General features: G+C 60.9%; 16 protein-coding genes and 1 pseudogene. 11 read left to right on the top strand and 6 right to left on the bottom strand.

Going from position 1 to position 15,083, the window contains the following annotated elements; all coding sequences use genetic code 11:
- Positions 1 to 463, bottom strand: a pseudogene (locus WBV42_RS05890) (isochorismate synthase); the annotation flags it as partial.
- Between the two features lie 33 nt (positions 464 to 496).
- Complete coding sequence (locus WBV42_RS05885) at positions 497 to 1,093, bottom strand: sulfite oxidase-like oxidoreductase (protein WP_423985199.1); 597 nt, start codon at positions 1,091 to 1,093, stop codon at positions 497 to 499.
- 480 nt (positions 1,094 to 1,573) lie between these two features.
- Here WBV42_RS05885 and WBV42_RS05880 point away from each other — a divergent pair, with 480 nt between their 5' ends.
- From WBV42_RS05880 to WBV42_RS05870, 3 genes are all read left to right on the top strand, one after another.
- On the top strand, positions 1,574 to 1,789 hold the full coding sequence (locus WBV42_RS05880) for a ribbon-helix-helix domain-containing protein (RefSeq protein ID WP_066142210.1): 216 nt from the start codon (positions 1,574 to 1,576) through the stop codon (positions 1,787 to 1,789).
- A 70-nt stretch (positions 1,790 to 1,859) separates the two neighbouring features.
- The gene (locus WBV42_RS05875) at positions 1,860 to 2,138 is read left to right on the top strand and encodes a UPF0058 family protein (RefSeq protein WP_066142214.1); all 279 of its coding nucleotides are present in this window, start codon (positions 1,860 to 1,862) and stop codon (positions 2,136 to 2,138) included.
- A 108-nt stretch (positions 2,139 to 2,246) separates the two neighbouring features.
- Entirely contained in the window at positions 2,247 to 4,214 is a 1,968-nt protein-coding gene (locus tag WBV42_RS05870) for a DUF7527 domain-containing protein (protein ID WP_423985198.1), read from the top strand.
- On the opposite strand, the gene WBV42_RS05865 is transcribed toward WBV42_RS05870, so the two are convergent.
- Positions 4,211 to 4,516 (bottom strand): hypothetical protein, encoded by a 306-nt coding sequence (locus WBV42_RS05865; RefSeq protein ID WP_066142221.1) that lies wholly within the window; start codon positions 4,514 to 4,516, stop codon positions 4,211 to 4,213. The two genes, WBV42_RS05870 and WBV42_RS05865, sit on opposite strands and share 4 nt — an antisense overlap.
- Positions 4,517 to 4,749: 233 nt before the next feature.
- On the opposite strand from WBV42_RS05865, the gene WBV42_RS05860 reads away from it, so the two are divergent.
- Positions 4,750 to 6,114 carry an adenylosuccinate synthase gene (locus WBV42_RS05860; RefSeq protein ID WP_423985197.1) on the top strand — a complete coding sequence of 455 codons (1,365 nt, stop codon included), beginning with the start codon at positions 4,750 to 4,752 and terminating at the stop codon, positions 6,112 to 6,114.
- A gap of 26 nt (positions 6,115 to 6,140) precedes the next feature.
- Here WBV42_RS05860 and WBV42_RS05855 read toward each other — a convergent pair whose 3' ends face one another.
- Positions 6,141 to 7,838, bottom strand: coding sequence for a molybdopterin-dependent oxidoreductase (locus WBV42_RS05855; RefSeq protein WP_423985196.1), 1,698 nt, complete (start codon positions 7,836 to 7,838; stop codon positions 6,141 to 6,143).
- 6 nt (positions 7,839 to 7,844) lie between these two features.
- Here WBV42_RS05855 and WBV42_RS05850 point away from each other — a divergent pair, with 6 nt between their 5' ends.
- From WBV42_RS05850 to corA, 7 genes are all read left to right on the top strand, one after another.
- The gene (locus WBV42_RS05850) at positions 7,845 to 8,030 is read left to right on the top strand and encodes a methytransferase partner Trm112 (protein WP_253227360.1); all 186 of its coding nucleotides are present in this window, start codon (positions 7,845 to 7,847) and stop codon (positions 8,028 to 8,030) included.
- A 49-nt stretch (positions 8,031 to 8,079) separates the two neighbouring features.
- Positions 8,080 to 8,631 (top strand): DUF7524 family protein, encoded by a 552-nt coding sequence (locus WBV42_RS05845; RefSeq protein ID WP_423985195.1) that lies wholly within the window; start codon positions 8,080 to 8,082, stop codon positions 8,629 to 8,631.
- Between the two features lie 73 nt (positions 8,632 to 8,704).
- Positions 8,705 to 9,205 carry a DUF7523 family protein gene (locus WBV42_RS05840; RefSeq protein WP_423985194.1) on the top strand — a complete coding sequence of 167 codons (501 nt, stop codon included), beginning with the start codon at positions 8,705 to 8,707 and terminating at the stop codon, positions 9,203 to 9,205.
- 114 nt (positions 9,206 to 9,319) lie between these two features.
- Positions 9,320 to 10,807: a cysteine--tRNA ligase gene (gene cysS / locus WBV42_RS05835; RefSeq protein WP_423985193.1), complete on the top strand. Its 1,488-nt coding sequence runs from the start codon at positions 9,320 to 9,322 to the stop codon at positions 10,805 to 10,807.
- A gap of 346 nt (positions 10,808 to 11,153) precedes the next feature.
- Positions 11,154 to 11,789 carry a DUF6517 family protein gene (locus tag WBV42_RS05830; protein WP_423985192.1) on the top strand — a complete coding sequence of 212 codons (636 nt, stop codon included), beginning with the start codon at positions 11,154 to 11,156 and terminating at the stop codon, positions 11,787 to 11,789.
- A 40-nt stretch (positions 11,790 to 11,829) separates the two neighbouring features.
- On the top strand, positions 11,830 to 12,000 hold the full coding sequence (locus tag WBV42_RS05825) for a hypothetical protein (RefSeq protein ID WP_253227201.1): 171 nt from the start codon (positions 11,830 to 11,832) through the stop codon (positions 11,998 to 12,000).
- Between the two features lie 48 nt (positions 12,001 to 12,048).
- Complete coding sequence (corA, locus tag WBV42_RS05820; RefSeq protein ID WP_423985191.1) at positions 12,049 to 13,029, top strand: magnesium/cobalt transporter CorA; 981 nt, start codon at positions 12,049 to 12,051, stop codon at positions 13,027 to 13,029.
- Positions 13,030 to 13,047: 18 nt separating this feature from the next.
- On the opposite strand, the gene nreA is transcribed toward corA, so the two are convergent.
- Positions 13,048 to 14,307: a DNA repair protein NreA gene (gene nreA, locus WBV42_RS05815; RefSeq protein WP_423985190.1), complete on the bottom strand. Its 1,260-nt coding sequence runs from the start codon at positions 14,305 to 14,307 to the stop codon at positions 13,048 to 13,050.
- Positions 14,308 to 14,422: 115 nt separating this feature from the next.
- On the bottom strand, positions 14,423 to 15,083 hold a 661-nt coding region (locus WBV42_RS05810; RefSeq protein WP_423985189.1), incomplete at its 5' end, for a transcription initiation factor IIB.

Here is a 15,083-nt window from a genome sequence, read left to right as displayed (position 1 = left end):
CAATTTCCGCCTGCATCTCGGTGAGTGTTTCCTCGGCAGTCGCCGTTTCGGAGGCGGAAACCGTGAGCCACGTCTCGGTTTCCGTACGCGTCAGTTGGACGTGTGGCAGGACGAACTCCGCACTCGGAAAACCGTCCCACGGCGGTTCCGGTTGGTGTTCGGTATCGAACGAAAACCCGCCGAACAGGCGCGGACGCGCCGCGTCCGGCCCGTCGTCGGCATCGACGGAATCGAAGAGATCGGTCGCTTGGTTGCGAACCGCGTCGAACCGCCCCCCACCAGTGGCAGTGATGCGCGTAACTGCGCCAGTCGCGGCGATTTCGAGACCGTCCGGAGAAGTCCAGTAGAGGCGTGGAGCCGCCTGTCCCGCGAGAAAGGAGCGGAACGAAACGTCGGGTACTCTGCACGTTCGGGTTACGAGCGGCGAACCCGCCGACAGTTGACCGTCACGGTGCGGTGGCATTTAGTGACAACTCGGGAGCGGTGACCCTTCAGCCTAACTATATCGCTCCTCGTTCCACGGGTTTGCGGTGTTGGAGTAACCGCGTTTCTCCCAGTATCCACGTTCGGGTTCGGTGAGGAACTCGATCCCATCGACCCACTTGGCCCCCTTGTACGCGTACTTGTGTGGCGTGACGACGCGAAGCGGTCCGCCGTGTTCGCGGGGGAGCGGCTCGCCGTCGTACTCCCAGACGAACAGCACTTCGTCGCGCATGCAGTCCTCGAACGGGAGGTTCGTGGTGTAGCCGTCGAGAGCGGAAAACATCACGTGAACGACGTCCTCGTCCACACCGGCCAGTTCCGCGAGCGTCGGGAACGTGACACCGGTGAACTCACAATCGAACTTGCTCCAGCCGGTGACACAGTGGAAGTCCTGCGTTTGTGTCTCGCTCGATAGGTCACGGAACTCCTCCCACGAGAACGCCAGTTCGGTTTCGACCGCCCCCGTCACCGAAAACTCCCACGTCTCCGGGTCCCAGTCCGGCGTTGACCCCTTCGAGAGGACCGGAAACTTGTTCGTCTTCCGTTGCCCCGGCGGCAATCGCTTCCCGTCGAACTCCCGGTGGAGCTCCGTCTTGTCCGTCGTACTCATGGAGCGGACTCGGGTCGCTGGAAACGTAGATGTACCGACTGCGGCCAGCGTCGGATGTACCAACTGCGGTCAGCGTCGAGTGTACGCGTGGGTTGGCGGAGGGTAATCCAGATATCTTCGCCCAACGTGACCCTGTGGCTCGGTACGGACCGAGTAACAAAAGCCGTCTATCGCAAACGATAGCTTCGTAACCGACCGCGGACGGGCCGTCGCGTCGTCACTGACCATCGTATGCGAGACGGCCACGTACGAAATCGGTTCGACCTCGTCCCGAACGACCATCGGTTCGACGGCGGCGAAACCGAGACGAACAAGTTTTCGTTTCTTCGGTCCCATTTCCGGCCGATCTTCGGAAATAATGAAAAATATAAACAGATGTCGAAAAGTATAATTTGATAAAGAAAATTATTATTTTCAATACCTGTACTATCTGCCCCGTCAGACTTAAGAACACCCCTCCCGAAGCCCACAACTGTTCCAATGCCAAAGGTAGAGATTACCGTCCCAGAGCACCTCGAAATGCAAATCGCCCAAATGGTCGAACAAGGTGAGTTCGTCAACCGGGAGGAAGCCATCGAGGACTTGCTCGCAACTGGTCTCAAGGCATACAAGACCAGCGGACCGATGGACAACGATAGAGAACCGGGACTCGAAGACGAGGGGATGATGGGTCACGAGGACGAGTACGTCTTCTAGCGGGCGTTTCACCCCGATGTGTGAATAGTTCTCAGAAACTCTTAAACCGGCTAACTTCTAATGGCCCTGCATGCATAAGGATGAGCTTCTCGAGCTACACGAGCAGATGGTGACCATCATGGAGTATTTCCGTGAACAGGACGACGTCCCCGACGGCGCGTTCGACGCATACGACCAGCTCGATGTGGACCCGTCGCACGTTCACAAATCGAAGAGCGAGCACAAACATGCCGTCTTCGTTCTCGGCAACTCGCTCGCGGACGTGATGAGCGAAGACGAGTTCAGTGAAGCGGGCCGGATCGGCAAGCGCATGGAGGAGTTGGCCGACGACGCCGAGCAGAAGATCTGATTTTGGGACGTTATCGCGCGGTTTTGCCACCCCGACGAGGGCCCCCCACTTGATGCGTGTATCCGACTAACCCGAAACTATTTGAGGAGGATTCCGTTTTGACGTATTATGGACGTGCGCACAGTCGAGCAGATATCCGAGTGGGATTCTCGTCCCTTTTCCGGTGGGTTCGAGACGCTCCACACGCTTGCCGACGAGGAATTTTCCGGTGCGGTCGACGCGGGCGGCGCGTGGCTGTTCATGTTGAACGGCCGCGTCATTGGCGTATTTGACGGCACTATCGATTCGTTCGAGGATGCAGACGGGACGCTGTTCGACGCCCCTCACCCTTCGCTTCCGCTGTTGTTCAGCATGAAGGAGCGAGGCGGAAAGACACAGGCAAAGTACTACACGAACGACACACCGCTGAAGGAGGCGAGCGAAACGCTCGCATCGAACAAGTTCACCGGGTACATCGAACTCAGTGAACACGTTCTCAGCGGCGATTACTACGTGGTGTACCACGGTGGACGGTCGATGAGCGCCGCGTACGTCGGTCAGAGCGAGCAACTGTACACCGGTGACGAGGCGCTTTCCCGCGCCAACGACGAGGTCGGGATTTACGAAGTCGTCGCGGCCGACGTGAACGTCATCGACCTGCCGGAGATCGAGGAATCGGAGCCGAAACCGGATCCTGAGCCAGCCTCGACACCGGAATCGGAACCAGTCTCAACGCCGACACCGGAATCTACCTCGACCCCGGAACCGGCGGAAACGAACGAACCGGAAACGCCACCGGAAGGGTCCACACAGTCCTCCCCCGGCACGCCGGAACGGGCTGAAGGAACGGGGTCGCCAACGGAGGCCGAGGCCGTTCGACCCTCTTCGGTGGAGACGGAGCAGTCGCCGACCGAGGCGGACGCACGACCAGCCCAGTCCGCACACTCGACGCCGAACGCGTCGAGTTCCAGGAACGCTGGAAACGACAGCGCCGCGGAAAGCGCCGTAGGTACGGGAGCATCTGATCCGCTCTCGGACGAACAGCAGTGGCGGGAGACCACGACCATTCCGTCGCTCGACCCCGACAAGAGCAGCTCCGCGAAGTCGCACGACGTGGGTGTCAAACAGCGTTGTCCGACGCGAAAACCTCCGCAACAACGGTCACAGAGCCGTTCGACATCTGGCAGGGCGAAGGAGGTCGAAGCCGAACTGACCGCGCGCGCCGAAAAGATCGAAGCGTTGCAGTCGAAACTCGCCCGAGCCGAATCGGAGCGTGACGAACTGAAAGCGGAACGCGACCGACTGAAAGAACGGGTCGAGGAACTGCAAGACGAACTCGAAACGCTCCGTGAGAAGAGTCCGGGTATCACTGCCGGACGACAGCTGACGCCGGAGCAAGCGCTGACGCAGACGAATTTTTTCGTTCGCTACGGGTCGAAAGCCAAAGGGACGCTGGCCGACGCGGCGGCGGGTGATGCCAGCCGAGAGACCATCGAGTCTAACCTGCAACTCGAACATCACACGCAGTTCGACGCGGAGGGCATCGCGGTCGATGGGCAGGAGTTCGAGGCGTTCCTCCACGATTCGATGGAGTATACGTTCGTCTCGTGGCTCGTCGTCGACCTTCTGTACGAAATCATCGAGACGGGTCATCAGCGCGGGCTCGGTGACCTGTTCGAAGCGATTCAGGAGATCGATCGGGTCGAACTCCACGGCAATCTGGTGACGGAAGACGAGGAGGGCGAGGAGACCGAACTGGCGTTCGACGTCATCCTCCGCGACCGGATGGGCAACCCGCTCGTCGTGGCAAACATCAACGACTCGCGCGACCCCGCGACGGGCGAGATGATGGGGTCCCTCGTCGATGCCGCGACGAGCGTCGCCAGCGTGAACGACGAACTCAGCGCGGCGTTCCAGGTGACGAAGAGTTTCTTCGAACCGGCTGCACTGGAGACGACGGAGGACGCAACCAGTGGCGGGCTGCTAACGCGAGAAAAAAGGGAGAGTTTCGTCAAGCTATCCCGAAAGCGGGGATATCATCTGTGTCTGGTCGAATCACGTAACGGTGAATTCCACTTGACGGTTCCAGAACTCTAGTTTTCGGCTTCCGCCTTCTCGCCGATCTTCATCGAGTCGAGCTTGGTCGTGATTTCGGAGAGTTTTTCGTCGAGTTCGGAGACGAACTCCTCCGTTCGGTCAGTCGTTATCGCACCCTGGTTGGAGGGCGAGATGAGGTTTTCTTCTTCGAGAACTCGCAGCGAGTAGCGAACCTTGTGATGGGGGTATCCCGTCTCGTTCGACATCTTCACGATGCCGATCGGTTCACTCTCAATGACCATTTTCAGGACCTGCAAGTGGCGTTCCAGCATATCGACTTCCTTCTCCAGTCGATCTATCATGGCATGTGTTAACTTGTCTTAGAAGCTTTTAAAGGTTATTGTCCGCATCGCATGCCGAAGAGTAGAACGAAACTTTCTCTTGGGGAGAGTTAACACTTCCGAATTCGGCGCGTGAATATCCCCGTCGCTGCTAGAATTGACGCGATTCGGACACCGAAATGATCACGTTCGTGTATCCTTTTGCTTCGAAGACCGTAATCGGTTTAGGAGATGCGGGAGAAACCATCTTCGGTATGACCGTAACCATCGTGGGTTCGCAACTCGGCGACGAAGGCAAAGGTCGCGTCGTAGATCTCTACGGCGCGGCCGCTGACGTGGTCGCTCGCTATCAAGGCGGCGACAACGCAGGCCACACCGTCGTCGAGGGCGGCAACGAATACAAACTCTCCCTCGTCCCGAGCGGCGTCGTCCGCGGCAAGATCGGCGTTCTCGGCAACGGCTGTGTCGTCAACCCCGAGACGCTTTTCGACGAGATCGACACCCTCCGCGAACGTGGCCTCGAACCCGACGTTCGACTCGCCCGCAGAGCACACGTCATTCTCCCGTATCACCGCGTGCTCGACGGCATCGAGGAGGACGTGAAAAGCGATTCGGACCGTAAGGTGGGAACCACGGGACGGGGTATCGGCCCGACCTACGAGGACAAAGCCGGTCGACGCGGCATCCGCGTCGGCGACCTGCTCGACGCCGAACTCCTCCACGAGAAACTCGAATACGTCGTCCCCCAAAAGCGAGCACTCGCCGAGAAGGTCTTCGGCGTCGAGACCGGTGAGGCGTTCGACGTCGATGCGGTCCACGAGCAGTACCAGCGCTACGGCGAGCGCATGAAGGAAGAGAACATGACCGTCGAAGCTGGCGATTTCCTCGCCTCGCGTCTCGATGACGGCGACGAAATCATCTTCGAGGGCGCACAGGGTACCCTCATCGACATCGACCACGGTAACTATCCGTACGTCACCTCCTCGAACCCGACCGCGGGCGGTGCCGCGACGGGGACGGGCCTCAGCCCCGGTATCGTCGGGGACGGCGATGTCATCGGCATCGTGAAGGCGTACCTCACGCGCGTCGGAAGCGGCCCGCTTCCGACCGAACTCGGCGGCGTCGTCGGTGACACGCCCGACTACGACGAACAAGGGGCGGGCGAAAACGAGGACCTCGCCGAGTACATCCGCGAGGAGGGTGGCGAGTACGGTACCGTCACCGGCCGCCCGCGCCGGGTCGCGTGGCTCGACATGCCCATGCTCCGCCACGCCGCCCGCGCCAGCGGGTTCACCGGTCTCGCAGTCAACCACATCGACGTGCTGGCGGGTCTCGACGAGGTGAAAGTCGGATACAGCTACGATGTCGACGGCGAGGAGATATTCACGGTTCCCGCCACGACCGAACGCTGGGGTCGCTGTGAGCCGAACTTCCGTTCCTTCGACGGTTGGCCGGAAGTGGACTGGAGCGAGGTCGCCGACGAGGGCTACGACGCGATTCCGGAGAACGCGCGGACCTACCTCGAATACATCAGCGACGAACTCGACGCGCCCGTCTACGCCGTCGGTGTCGGCCCGAGCAGGGAGGACACCGTCATCCTGAACCGCCCGTTCGAGTAACCGTTCGGAACCACGCGTTCGAACGACTACGATATCGTTTTCGACACCCAACCGGTCGCACCGTTCGGGTACGGCTGATTTTCGGCTCTCGGTTGTAGTTTTCCCGTTCCATCGACTGCCCGCACGACGACCTCGTGGGTTCCCGACGGTTTCCACTCGTACGCCCACTGTCGCCACACGTCGTCTCCCTTCAACGGCTTCGACAGGCGCGCATCGTTCCAGGTCTCACCGCCGTCGGTCGATACCTCGACGCGCTCGATGCCGCGCGTCCCGGCGTAGGCGAGTCCACCGACTTGTTTTCGACCGTCCGAGAGCGTGTTCTCCACCCACAGTTTCGCCACGGTGGTGACCGGTCCCGTCCCGTGCCAACCTTTCTCCTCCCAGAAGCCTTCGGCTGGCTTGTCGAGAACCTCTATCTCGGTGAGCCACTTGACGTTGATCTCCCCCCAGTGGCCGGGAATCAGGGCGCGGACGGGATACCCGTGATTTCGCGGCAGGGAGAACCCGTTCATGCCGAACGCGAGCAGGCCGGTTTCGAGCGCGGCCAGCGGAAACTCCTCGTAGTAGTCGTCGGCCGCTCGGAGCATCACGCAGCCACAGTCGCCCTTCGGTTTCGCGCGTTCGATGACGTCCATCATCGGGACGGCCGTCCATATCGCGTTGTTCAGCAGATGGGCGTTCAACTGCTCGCCGACACAGCGAAGCGTCTTGTAAACGTTCACCGACGACATCGATGTGAGGTCCGCATAATCGAGCCGTAGTTCCTTCTCTACGCTTCCCGTGACCGCGAGCGACCACTCCGTCTCGTTCACGTCCGGATTGAACGAGGAGATGTCCACCTCGTAGAATTCGTCGGTGCTGCTCACTAGCCCGGGAAGCCCCTCCACGTCGAGCGACTTCCGTTTGGCTTCCGCGAGCAGGTCCTCCACGGTTCGCATGTCGGGCATCCGCTTTTTCTTCCCGCTTCCCATCCCCTTATTCGACGACCGATTGGATTGGTCGGTGTGACCCTCCGGCGGCGTCCGCTCCGGTAGTTTTCGAGGCTGACCGGTCCGCCGCGACCCGAGCAGATAGCCCGCGATACCGACGCCGAGCGCGCCGACCAACGACCCGAGGAGTCGTCGTCGTCCCGTGTCGAACGCCGGGTTTCCGACCGATACGCTGGCGATTCCCACGACGATGCCGACGCCGAGTGCAGCGCCGAGCGCGGGCACGAATGCCCCTGTCAGCACGGTTGCGGTATCCCACGCGAGCACCCCGGCGAGAAGAACGCTGACGAATCCGCCGATCCCCCTCGCTCGCCTCCCGACGACGAGTGCGACGAACGCGCCGAGTGCGAACAGCAGTATCGTGAGCATCAGTGCTGACGCGAACGCCAGTTTATCGCCGACTTCACCGAGCGTTTGGATGGAAAACGCGATGACCTCCGGTGGCGTGACTTCGATGACGAACACATTCACCGGTGCGGCGACGAAGTCCGGTGTGTTCCCGGTAACTGCGTACGAACCGGCGACCCCAGCACCCCCTGCGAGCAGCGCGACGAGCGCATCGCGCCCCGTCGAATGAATCATTTTCCCCCTCGTGGAAACTACGGCCGGAACGACGATAGCGTTCGTGGGTGAGCGACGGGAGAAGCCTTCTTCCTCCGATCTGACAGTGACGAACTCGCCGACGTGGTCGCTACCATCGAACCCGTCACGCTTTTGCCCCGCCCCTTCGTGCATCCGGACATGAAGAAATCCCTGATGGACATTATCTGCTGTCCGCTGGATAAACAGGAACTCGAACTCGACGTGCGCCAGGAAGAGGATGAGGAAGTCCTCTTCGGGACGCTCACCTGCACGGAGTGTAGCGAGGAGTATCCCATCGAGGACGGCATCCCGAACCTCTTGCCGCCGGACATGCGAGAGGCCTGAATCTTTTAATAGTTGAAGAGTTTAGCACAATTAACGAACGAGGTGTACCGTGTCTGGAACGCTATCGATACACATCAACCGTGACGGCCTGCATCACATCGACGTAGCGCAGTCGTTCGAAACCGACGATTCGTTCGACGTCGTTCTCGAAAATCACGGTGCGCCGATCCACGTACACCTCCATCTCGACGACGAACTCTCCGAAGTGGCCTCGTTGTCCGCGACGAACCACTACATCGAGGAGGACGAAACGGAGGTCGTCCCGATTTCGGTCCGCAACGGTCCCGGCCGCGGAAAACTAAAAATCGTCACGAGCTACGGGGCCGAAACGTCCTACGTGGACGTCGACATCGAGGAGTTCGACCCCGATGCCGACGAGATTCTGGTGGACGAAGCCCTCTCGAAGCCCAAGCCGCGGTCCCCCCAACAGTCGACCGAAGCGTCGGAACTGACGCGCAACCTCCCGCTCATCGTCCTCATCGTGTTGGCCGTGGTTCTCGTCCTCGGCGTCGGTATCCTCGTCGATTGGGTCGTCGCGCTGTTCGGCGCGGTTTCGGTGCTGATCGGTATCGGCGTCGCGACGTACTTCCTCACGCAGTAGCCGGTCCCTCGTCGTAATCGCTTCCACGTCCCAATCGCATTCCTTTTTCCCGCTCTCCTCCTGCATCCCGATAATGTCTCTCGCAGAAGCCACCCGAACCGCGGCGCGGCGACGACCGTTTCTCCTCGCCGCGCTCCGTGCGGACGTCGTGAACTACACTGCGGCCGCGGGATTTCTCGCGGCCGAAGTCGGTGCCGACGACACCGACGCGGTTTCGACCGCGCTCTCCCGGTTCGCCGACGAACTACCGACGTACGAAACCGAATCTCGTGACGTCCGCGTTACCATGCGGAGCGGCTTGGATCGAACGGGTGAGGATGACGATGACGACGAGGCCGTCCTCTCCGTGGGCGGGACTGGATTCGCGCCGAATTCGGGGTCGCTGACGGGCATCGTCGTGACTGGAAACGTCGATGCCGCGTCACTGGCGTCCGTCCTCTCCCGCCTCCTCACCGAAGACGTGGTGATCGTCGCGGCTGCCGTCGCGGAATCCTTCGTCGTCGTCGTCGAACGACGGGACGGCGCGAACGCGGTTCGGTTCGTAGAGGACGCCTTGGACGCCGTGCCGAAGTAGCATCGAGACGGGTGCGGTAATCGGGTGGTTGGGTAGGTTGCGCCGATTCGGTGGGTCGAGGCGGTTGGTGTCGCTTCCGACGATTTAAAACGGTTGCTGACACTACCGTTCCCTATGACACTCTCCGTAACGAACACGCTCACGGGGGAACGGGAGCCGTTCGAACCAGGGGACCCGGATTCCGTCCTGCTGTACTACTGTGGGCTGACCGTTTCCGATCTCGCCCATCTGGGCCACGCACGTGGGTGGGTTCACACCGACGTGATGCATCGCTGGCTGGAACACCTCGGCTACGACGTCCACCACGTCGAGAACTTCACCGACGTGAACGAGAAGATCGCGGCCCGCGTCGGCGAGGACGACCTCGGCGACAGCGAGGCCGATGTCGCACGGACCTTCATCACGCAGGTCATCCGCGACATGCGCGATTTGAACCTGAAGCGCGCCGACGTGTACCCCCGAGTCAGCGAACACGTCCCGGAGATTATCGACCTCATCGAGACGTTGATCGACAAGGGCTACGCCTACGAATCGAACGGGTCGGTCTACTTCGACGTGACGAAGTTCGAGGAGTACGGCAAACTCTCGAATCAGAAGGTCGATGAGATGGAAGCACAGGGCGAGAGCGACGAGCGCTCCGAGAAGCGCAACCCCGGCGACTTCGCGCTGTGGAAGGCTGACGGCGTGAGCGAGGATTCGATCGAGAACCACCGGAAGTCGGACCGGAAGTACGCCGTCTCCTGCCCGACCGGCGAGACGTGGGAGTCGCCGTGGGGCGAGGGTCGCCCGGGTTGGCACATCGAGTGCTCGGCGATGAGCATGAAACACCTCGGGGAGACCATCGACATCCACGTCGGCGGACAGGACCTCGTCTTTCCACACCACGAAAACGAGGTGGCCCAGAGCGAAGCCGCGACTGGCCACCAGTTCGCCCGCTACTGGCTCCACGTCCGCCTGCTCGAAACCGACGGCGAGAAGATGAGTTCGAGTCTGGGCAACTACTCGACGGTTCGCGGCGCTATCTCAGAAATCGGTGCGAACGCCGTCCGGATGTTCCTGCTCTCGACCTCGTATTCGAACCGCCAGACGTTCAACGACGAGACCGTGAACGAGGCCGTCGAACGCTGGGAACGACTGTCCGACGGCTACGACCGCGCCGTGGAAGCCCTCGACAGCGAGAACGCCCGGACGAAGGACGAGGACGACGAGTTGCGCGAGGCGGTCGCCGAAACCCAAGCCGAGTTCGAGGACGCGATGAACGACGACTTCAACACGCGGCGCGCGCTCGCGGCCCTGCTCGATCTGGTGACGGCGGTCAACCGGCACGTTGACGACGGCGATGAGTACGATTACGAGGGACTCAAGTCGGCCGCCGAGACGTTCGAGGAACTCGGCGGCGAAGTCCTCGGCTTCTCGCTCGGCGGCGAGACTGGCGGTGACGTGCGACTCGCCGAAGACCTCGTGGAACTCGTCCTCGAACTGCGTGAGAACGAACGTGAAGAGGGCAATTACGACCGCGCCGATGCGCTGCGAGACGACCTGCAAGCGCTCGGCGTGGACGTGCAGGATTCCGATTCTGGCCCGTCGTTCAAGCTCCCGTAGCGTCCGAAACTGGTTCTCAGAACTCCTTCGGTAGCTGATCGAGATATCGCAACGAATACGCGACGGCGAACACGATCGCGCTCGTAAACAACGGCACCCAGTGATCTCGCTGAATAGGACTGGTCCTCCCTTCACCCGCAATCAAATATCTCGTTAGTATGTGTCCAGTGATAACACTAAGTAAAAGAATGATCCCATTTAGAACATCTCGTAACTCCGAATCCATATTCCTCATCGACTCGGATCACTAAAAATGATCTTCGAATAGGAAACATATCTCCCCGCCAATATTGCGTATTCCCGACCAAGGCATTGATATAGTGGGGCGCATACACGCAAGGTACCAATGAACCGGAAACTGGTTGCTGGCGCGCTTCTGGCGGTCCTCGTGCTTTCGAGTGGCTGTCTCGGGTTCCTCCTCGGGGATACCTATTCGGTCAGCGCCTCGAAGGCGACGGTGGGAGACGATACGCTCTCCCAAACTGGGTACGACCAAGCGAAGGTCAAGAAGGTGGGTATCAAACGGACCTTCAAGGCGGCGGGGCAGAGCCGCGACGTGAAGGTGACGAACTGGGTGGCGCAGTATCACAAATCCATCGGCATCGAAGGCGTCGGGGAGCAGACGGTTGCGACGTTCACCGTCGTGAGCAGTCCGTCCGTCTCCGTCGGGAAGAAATCGTTCAACCCGCTGGCGAAGTTCGACAACAGGGACTTGGTCGAGAAGTTCGTCGCCGGGTACGCCAACGTCCGCGACGTGAAAACCGTCGGATCGAAGAACGTGACGCTGCTCGGCAAGGAAACGAAAGTCACCGAGTTCACCGGAACCGCCAAAACACACGGCGTGAGCATCGACGTGACGATTCAGGCTACGAAGGTGAAACACGACGGCGATTGGATCGTCGTGCTCGCGGTCTATCCGAAGAAGTTGGACGAGTCCGACGACGTGTCCCAGTTGATTTCCGGCGTTCAACACGACGGTTGAACGGGCAACGTTTTTTCTTCCCCCTCCGGGTACGAGTGGTATGAACCGGACGTACGCCTCGGGACTCGGACTCACCGCGCTCGGATTGGTGGGATACCTCATCGGAATCGAGACGCCGTATCCGGGTCGGGCGTTCTCGATCACCGGCGTAATGGTCGGTATCACGCTTCTCGCCATCGCCAACGCGGCCGGCGTGGAGGAGGTACGATGAGTATCGACACGGGAGTCGAACGATGAGTCCCGATCTGGAGGGCGGACGATGACTATCAAGGCACTGCGGTTCTCTGAAGGCGAAGTCGAAACCGTCGAGGACTACGAAGCCGCTCGTATCGAACCCGGCATCGTGTGGGTGCGAGCGAACAACGCCGACCCCGTCGAACTCGAACGCGTCGCCGAGTCGTTCGACATCCACCACCTCTCGCTCGAAGACATCAAGAACGGAGTCCGACCGAAGACCGAGGAGTTCGCGGGCTACACCTTCCTCCTGCTCAAGACGGTCGAGTTGAGCCGCGGTGAAACCACCTTCGAAGAGGAAACACAGGTCAAGGCCGTCGGCGTGTTCATCGGCGAGGACTGGCTCGTCACCCTCTCGGAACACGACGTGGACGCCGTCCGCCGTATCTGGCAGGCCGCCCTCGACGGCGACCGCCGTATCCTCGACCGGGGGCCGGACTTCGCGGCCTACCGCGTCTGCGACGGCATCGTTGATAGCTACTTCACCGTCCTCGACGAGATCGAGGACGAGATAGAAACCGTCGAGGAGGCCGTCATCACCGACACCAGCATCGAGACGCTGGAATCCATCAACGGCGTCCGCCGCGAACTCCTCTCCTTCCGGAAACTCGCGTGGCCCACCCGCGAAGCCGTCGGCTACCTCGCCCGCGGCGACCCCGAGGAAGTCCGCCCGGAGACGGAGAAGTACTTCCGCGACGTGTACGACCACCTCGTCCAACTCGTGGATCTGACCGAAACCTACCGCGAGTTGGCGGGCGGCGCACGCGACATCTACCTCAACATGCTCTCGGTCTCGACCAACGAGGTGATGAAGAAGCTGACCGTCGTCGCCACCATCGTCCTCCCGCTCACCCTCATCGTCGGCGTCTACGGGATGAACTTTCAGAACAGCCCGTTCAACATGCCCGAACTCGGGTGGGAGTACGGCTACCCCGCCGTCATGCTCGGGATGTTCTTGATGACCGCGATTCTGGTCGTCTACTTCCGTCAGGAAGGGTGGCTGTGACGAACCACAGTCGTCGTTTCAGTTTGCGAAGTCAGTGAGGTTGGCCTGCACGCCCGAGACCATCTCGGATTTGCGGCGGAGGCTGTTCATCGAGATGGGGAGTTGCGGGACGATTTCCCGAACGGCCGTGTGGAACGATTCCGATTCCCCAAATCGGCCGTCGAAGGCGTTGCGGACGCTCTCGCGGACTTGCCAGACGCCGACTGGTGCCCAGTAGTCGTCGCTGACTTCGCGGAGGACGAGCGCCTTGGCCTGTCGGCCGATGTCTTCGAGGTGTTCGAGGACGCCGAGGCGGGAGGCGTAGTAGGCTCCGGCGGTTTCATCAACGTAGGCCGTCCGACCTTCGTAGCCCTCGTGGGCGCTCCCCATCCAGATGTCGCCGGTGGGGGAGGGATTCCAGATACTGCCCGGCGCTTTCATCTCCACGAGTTCGAACTCCCACTGTCCGGGGGTGAGGACGACCCAGTAGCGGTTGCCCATGTACTCGTTCACCCACACCTGCGTCTCGTCGATGCTCGGCGCGTTCCGGATGCGGCCGCGGAGGTACTGGCCGATGGTGTCGTCCACGGCGGTGATCGACCAGCGCGTCGGGACGAGCTTTCGGTTTCGGTTCTGCCCGAGCGCGCCCGCCGAGAGGATGGTGTTGATGTCGTACACGTCGAACCCGCGGCGATAGAGGTAGTTCATCGCGCCTTGGGCCTGCCAATCGTCGTCTTCGAGCGTTTTCTTGACGGCGCGGGGGACGTGCGGGTTCTCGGTTAGGTCCGCCGAGGAAGCGCGGGCAGTCGGCCCGGTCGGGGTGGCGATGTCGTCCATGTTCACGTCCAAATCGAGCTTTTCTGTCAGGCCGATCTCCACGTCCACGGGGCGGTCGGCGATGGCGATCTCGCGCTGAACCCCCACAAAACCGTCCCACACGTCGTCCACGTTCACCTTAGCGGAGCGATTCGAGTTCAGCAGTCCCGTCCGGTACTGGAGGACGTTGTCGATGCCGAGTCCGCGTTGATACCAGTCGCCGCTGGTGGCGAACTCCGAGGCGTTCTCCTCGGCCCCGACGGGTGAGAGGATACCCGTCGAGACGTTTGGGTAGGACGACCGACCGACGAACACCGAGGGCGACGTGCTTCCGAAAAGCGAGTCACCCTGTGCGACCTCCGAAAAACGGTCCTTGAAATCGTCCACGTAGTCCAGAATTTCGTACGATTTCTCTTCGGCGAGACGGCGACGGCGCTCCTCCTCGTCCGGGCGCAGGTCGTCGATATATTCGTCCAACCGCATTCACGAAACGTAGGTGAGCGAGGGGCTTGAACGTTCGGCAATCCGGTCGATTTCGAGCGTCGGAGATGGGAGCATTGGCCGTCGCTCGGAGCGAAAAAACGGGAGAACGGTGTGGTTAGTGGATTCCCATCGCTTCGATCTGTTCTTGATAGCGGTTCCGGATGGTCACTTCCGTCACCTGCGCCACGTCGGCGACCTCGCGCTGTGTCTTCTTCTCGTTGCAGAGAAGCGAAGCGGCGTAAATCGCGGCGGCGGCGTAGCCTGTCGGGGATTTACCGGACAGCAATCCCTCTTCAGCGGTGGTTTCGATGATGTTGTTCGCTTTCGACTGCACTTCTTCGCTGAGATGGAGTTCAGAACAGAACCGCGGGACGTATTTTTTCGGGTCGACGGGTTTCATCTCCAGACCGAGTTCCTGTGAGATGTATCGGTACGTTCGTCCGATCTCCTTCCGTTGAACCCGGGATACTTCCGAAATCTCTTCGAGACTTCGCGGAATCCCTTCCTTACGACAGGCGGCGTACAGGGCGCTCGTTGCGACGCCTTCGATGGAGCGACCACGGATCAAGTCCTCCTTGAGCGCTCGCCGATAGATAACCGACGCGACTTCGCGCACCGACCGTGGGACGCCCAGCGCGGATGCCATCCGGTCGATTTCGGACAGGGCGAATTGGAGGTTTCGTTCGCCCGCATCCTTCGTCCGGATGCGTTCCTGCCACTTGCGTAGGCGGTGCATCTGACTGCGCTTCTTGGAGGAAATGGATCGACCGTAGGCG

It is taken from the genome of Haladaptatus sp., from assembly GCF_049589095.1.
Lineage (GTDB): Archaea > Halobacteriota > Halobacteria > Halobacteriales > Haladaptataceae > Haladaptatus.
Note: the sequence above shows the minus strand (reverse complement) of the source record. Positions and strands in the feature narration are given on the sequence as shown.

Bases quoted from the DNA above. Each gene is read 5' to 3' on its own strand.
- WBV42_RS05885 (WP_423985199.1), bottom strand. From the start codon at position 1,093: ATGAGTACGACGGACAAGACGGAGCTCCACCGGGAGTTCGACGGGAAG.
- WBV42_RS05880 (WP_066142210.1), top strand. From the start codon at position 1,574: ATGCCAAAGGTAGAGATTACCGTCCCAGAGCACCTCGAAATGCAAATC.
- WBV42_RS05875 (WP_066142214.1), top strand. From the start codon at position 1,860: ATGCATAAGGATGAGCTTCTCGAGCTACACGAGCAGATGGTGACCATC.
- WBV42_RS05870 (WP_423985198.1), top strand. From the start codon at position 2,247: ATGGACGTGCGCACAGTCGAGCAGATATCCGAGTGGGATTCTCGTCCC.
- WBV42_RS05865 (WP_066142221.1), bottom strand. From the start codon at position 4,516: ATGATAGATCGACTGGAGAAGGAAGTCGATATGCTGGAACGCCACTTG.
- WBV42_RS05860 (WP_423985197.1), top strand. From the start codon at position 4,750: ATGACCGTAACCATCGTGGGTTCGCAACTCGGCGACGAAGGCAAAGGT.
- WBV42_RS05855 (WP_423985196.1), bottom strand. From the start codon at position 7,838: ATGCACGAAGGGGCGGGGCAAAAGCGTGACGGGTTCGATGGTAGCGAC.
- WBV42_RS05850 (WP_253227360.1), top strand. From the start codon at position 7,845: ATGAAGAAATCCCTGATGGACATTATCTGCTGTCCGCTGGATAAACAG.
- WBV42_RS05840 (WP_423985194.1), top strand. From the start codon at position 8,705: ATGTCTCTCGCAGAAGCCACCCGAACCGCGGCGCGGCGACGACCGTTT.
- cysS (WP_423985193.1), top strand. From the start codon at position 9,320: ATGACACTCTCCGTAACGAACACGCTCACGGGGGAACGGGAGCCGTTC.
- WBV42_RS05830 (WP_423985192.1), top strand. From the start codon at position 11,154: ATGAACCGGAAACTGGTTGCTGGCGCGCTTCTGGCGGTCCTCGTGCTT.
- WBV42_RS05825 (WP_253227201.1), top strand. From the start codon at position 11,830: ATGAACCGGACGTACGCCTCGGGACTCGGACTCACCGCGCTCGGATTG.
- corA (WP_423985191.1), top strand. From the start codon at position 12,049: ATGACTATCAAGGCACTGCGGTTCTCTGAAGGCGAAGTCGAAACCGTC.
- nreA (WP_423985190.1), bottom strand. From the start codon at position 14,307: ATGCGGTTGGACGAATATATCGACGACCTGCGCCCGGACGAGGAGGAG.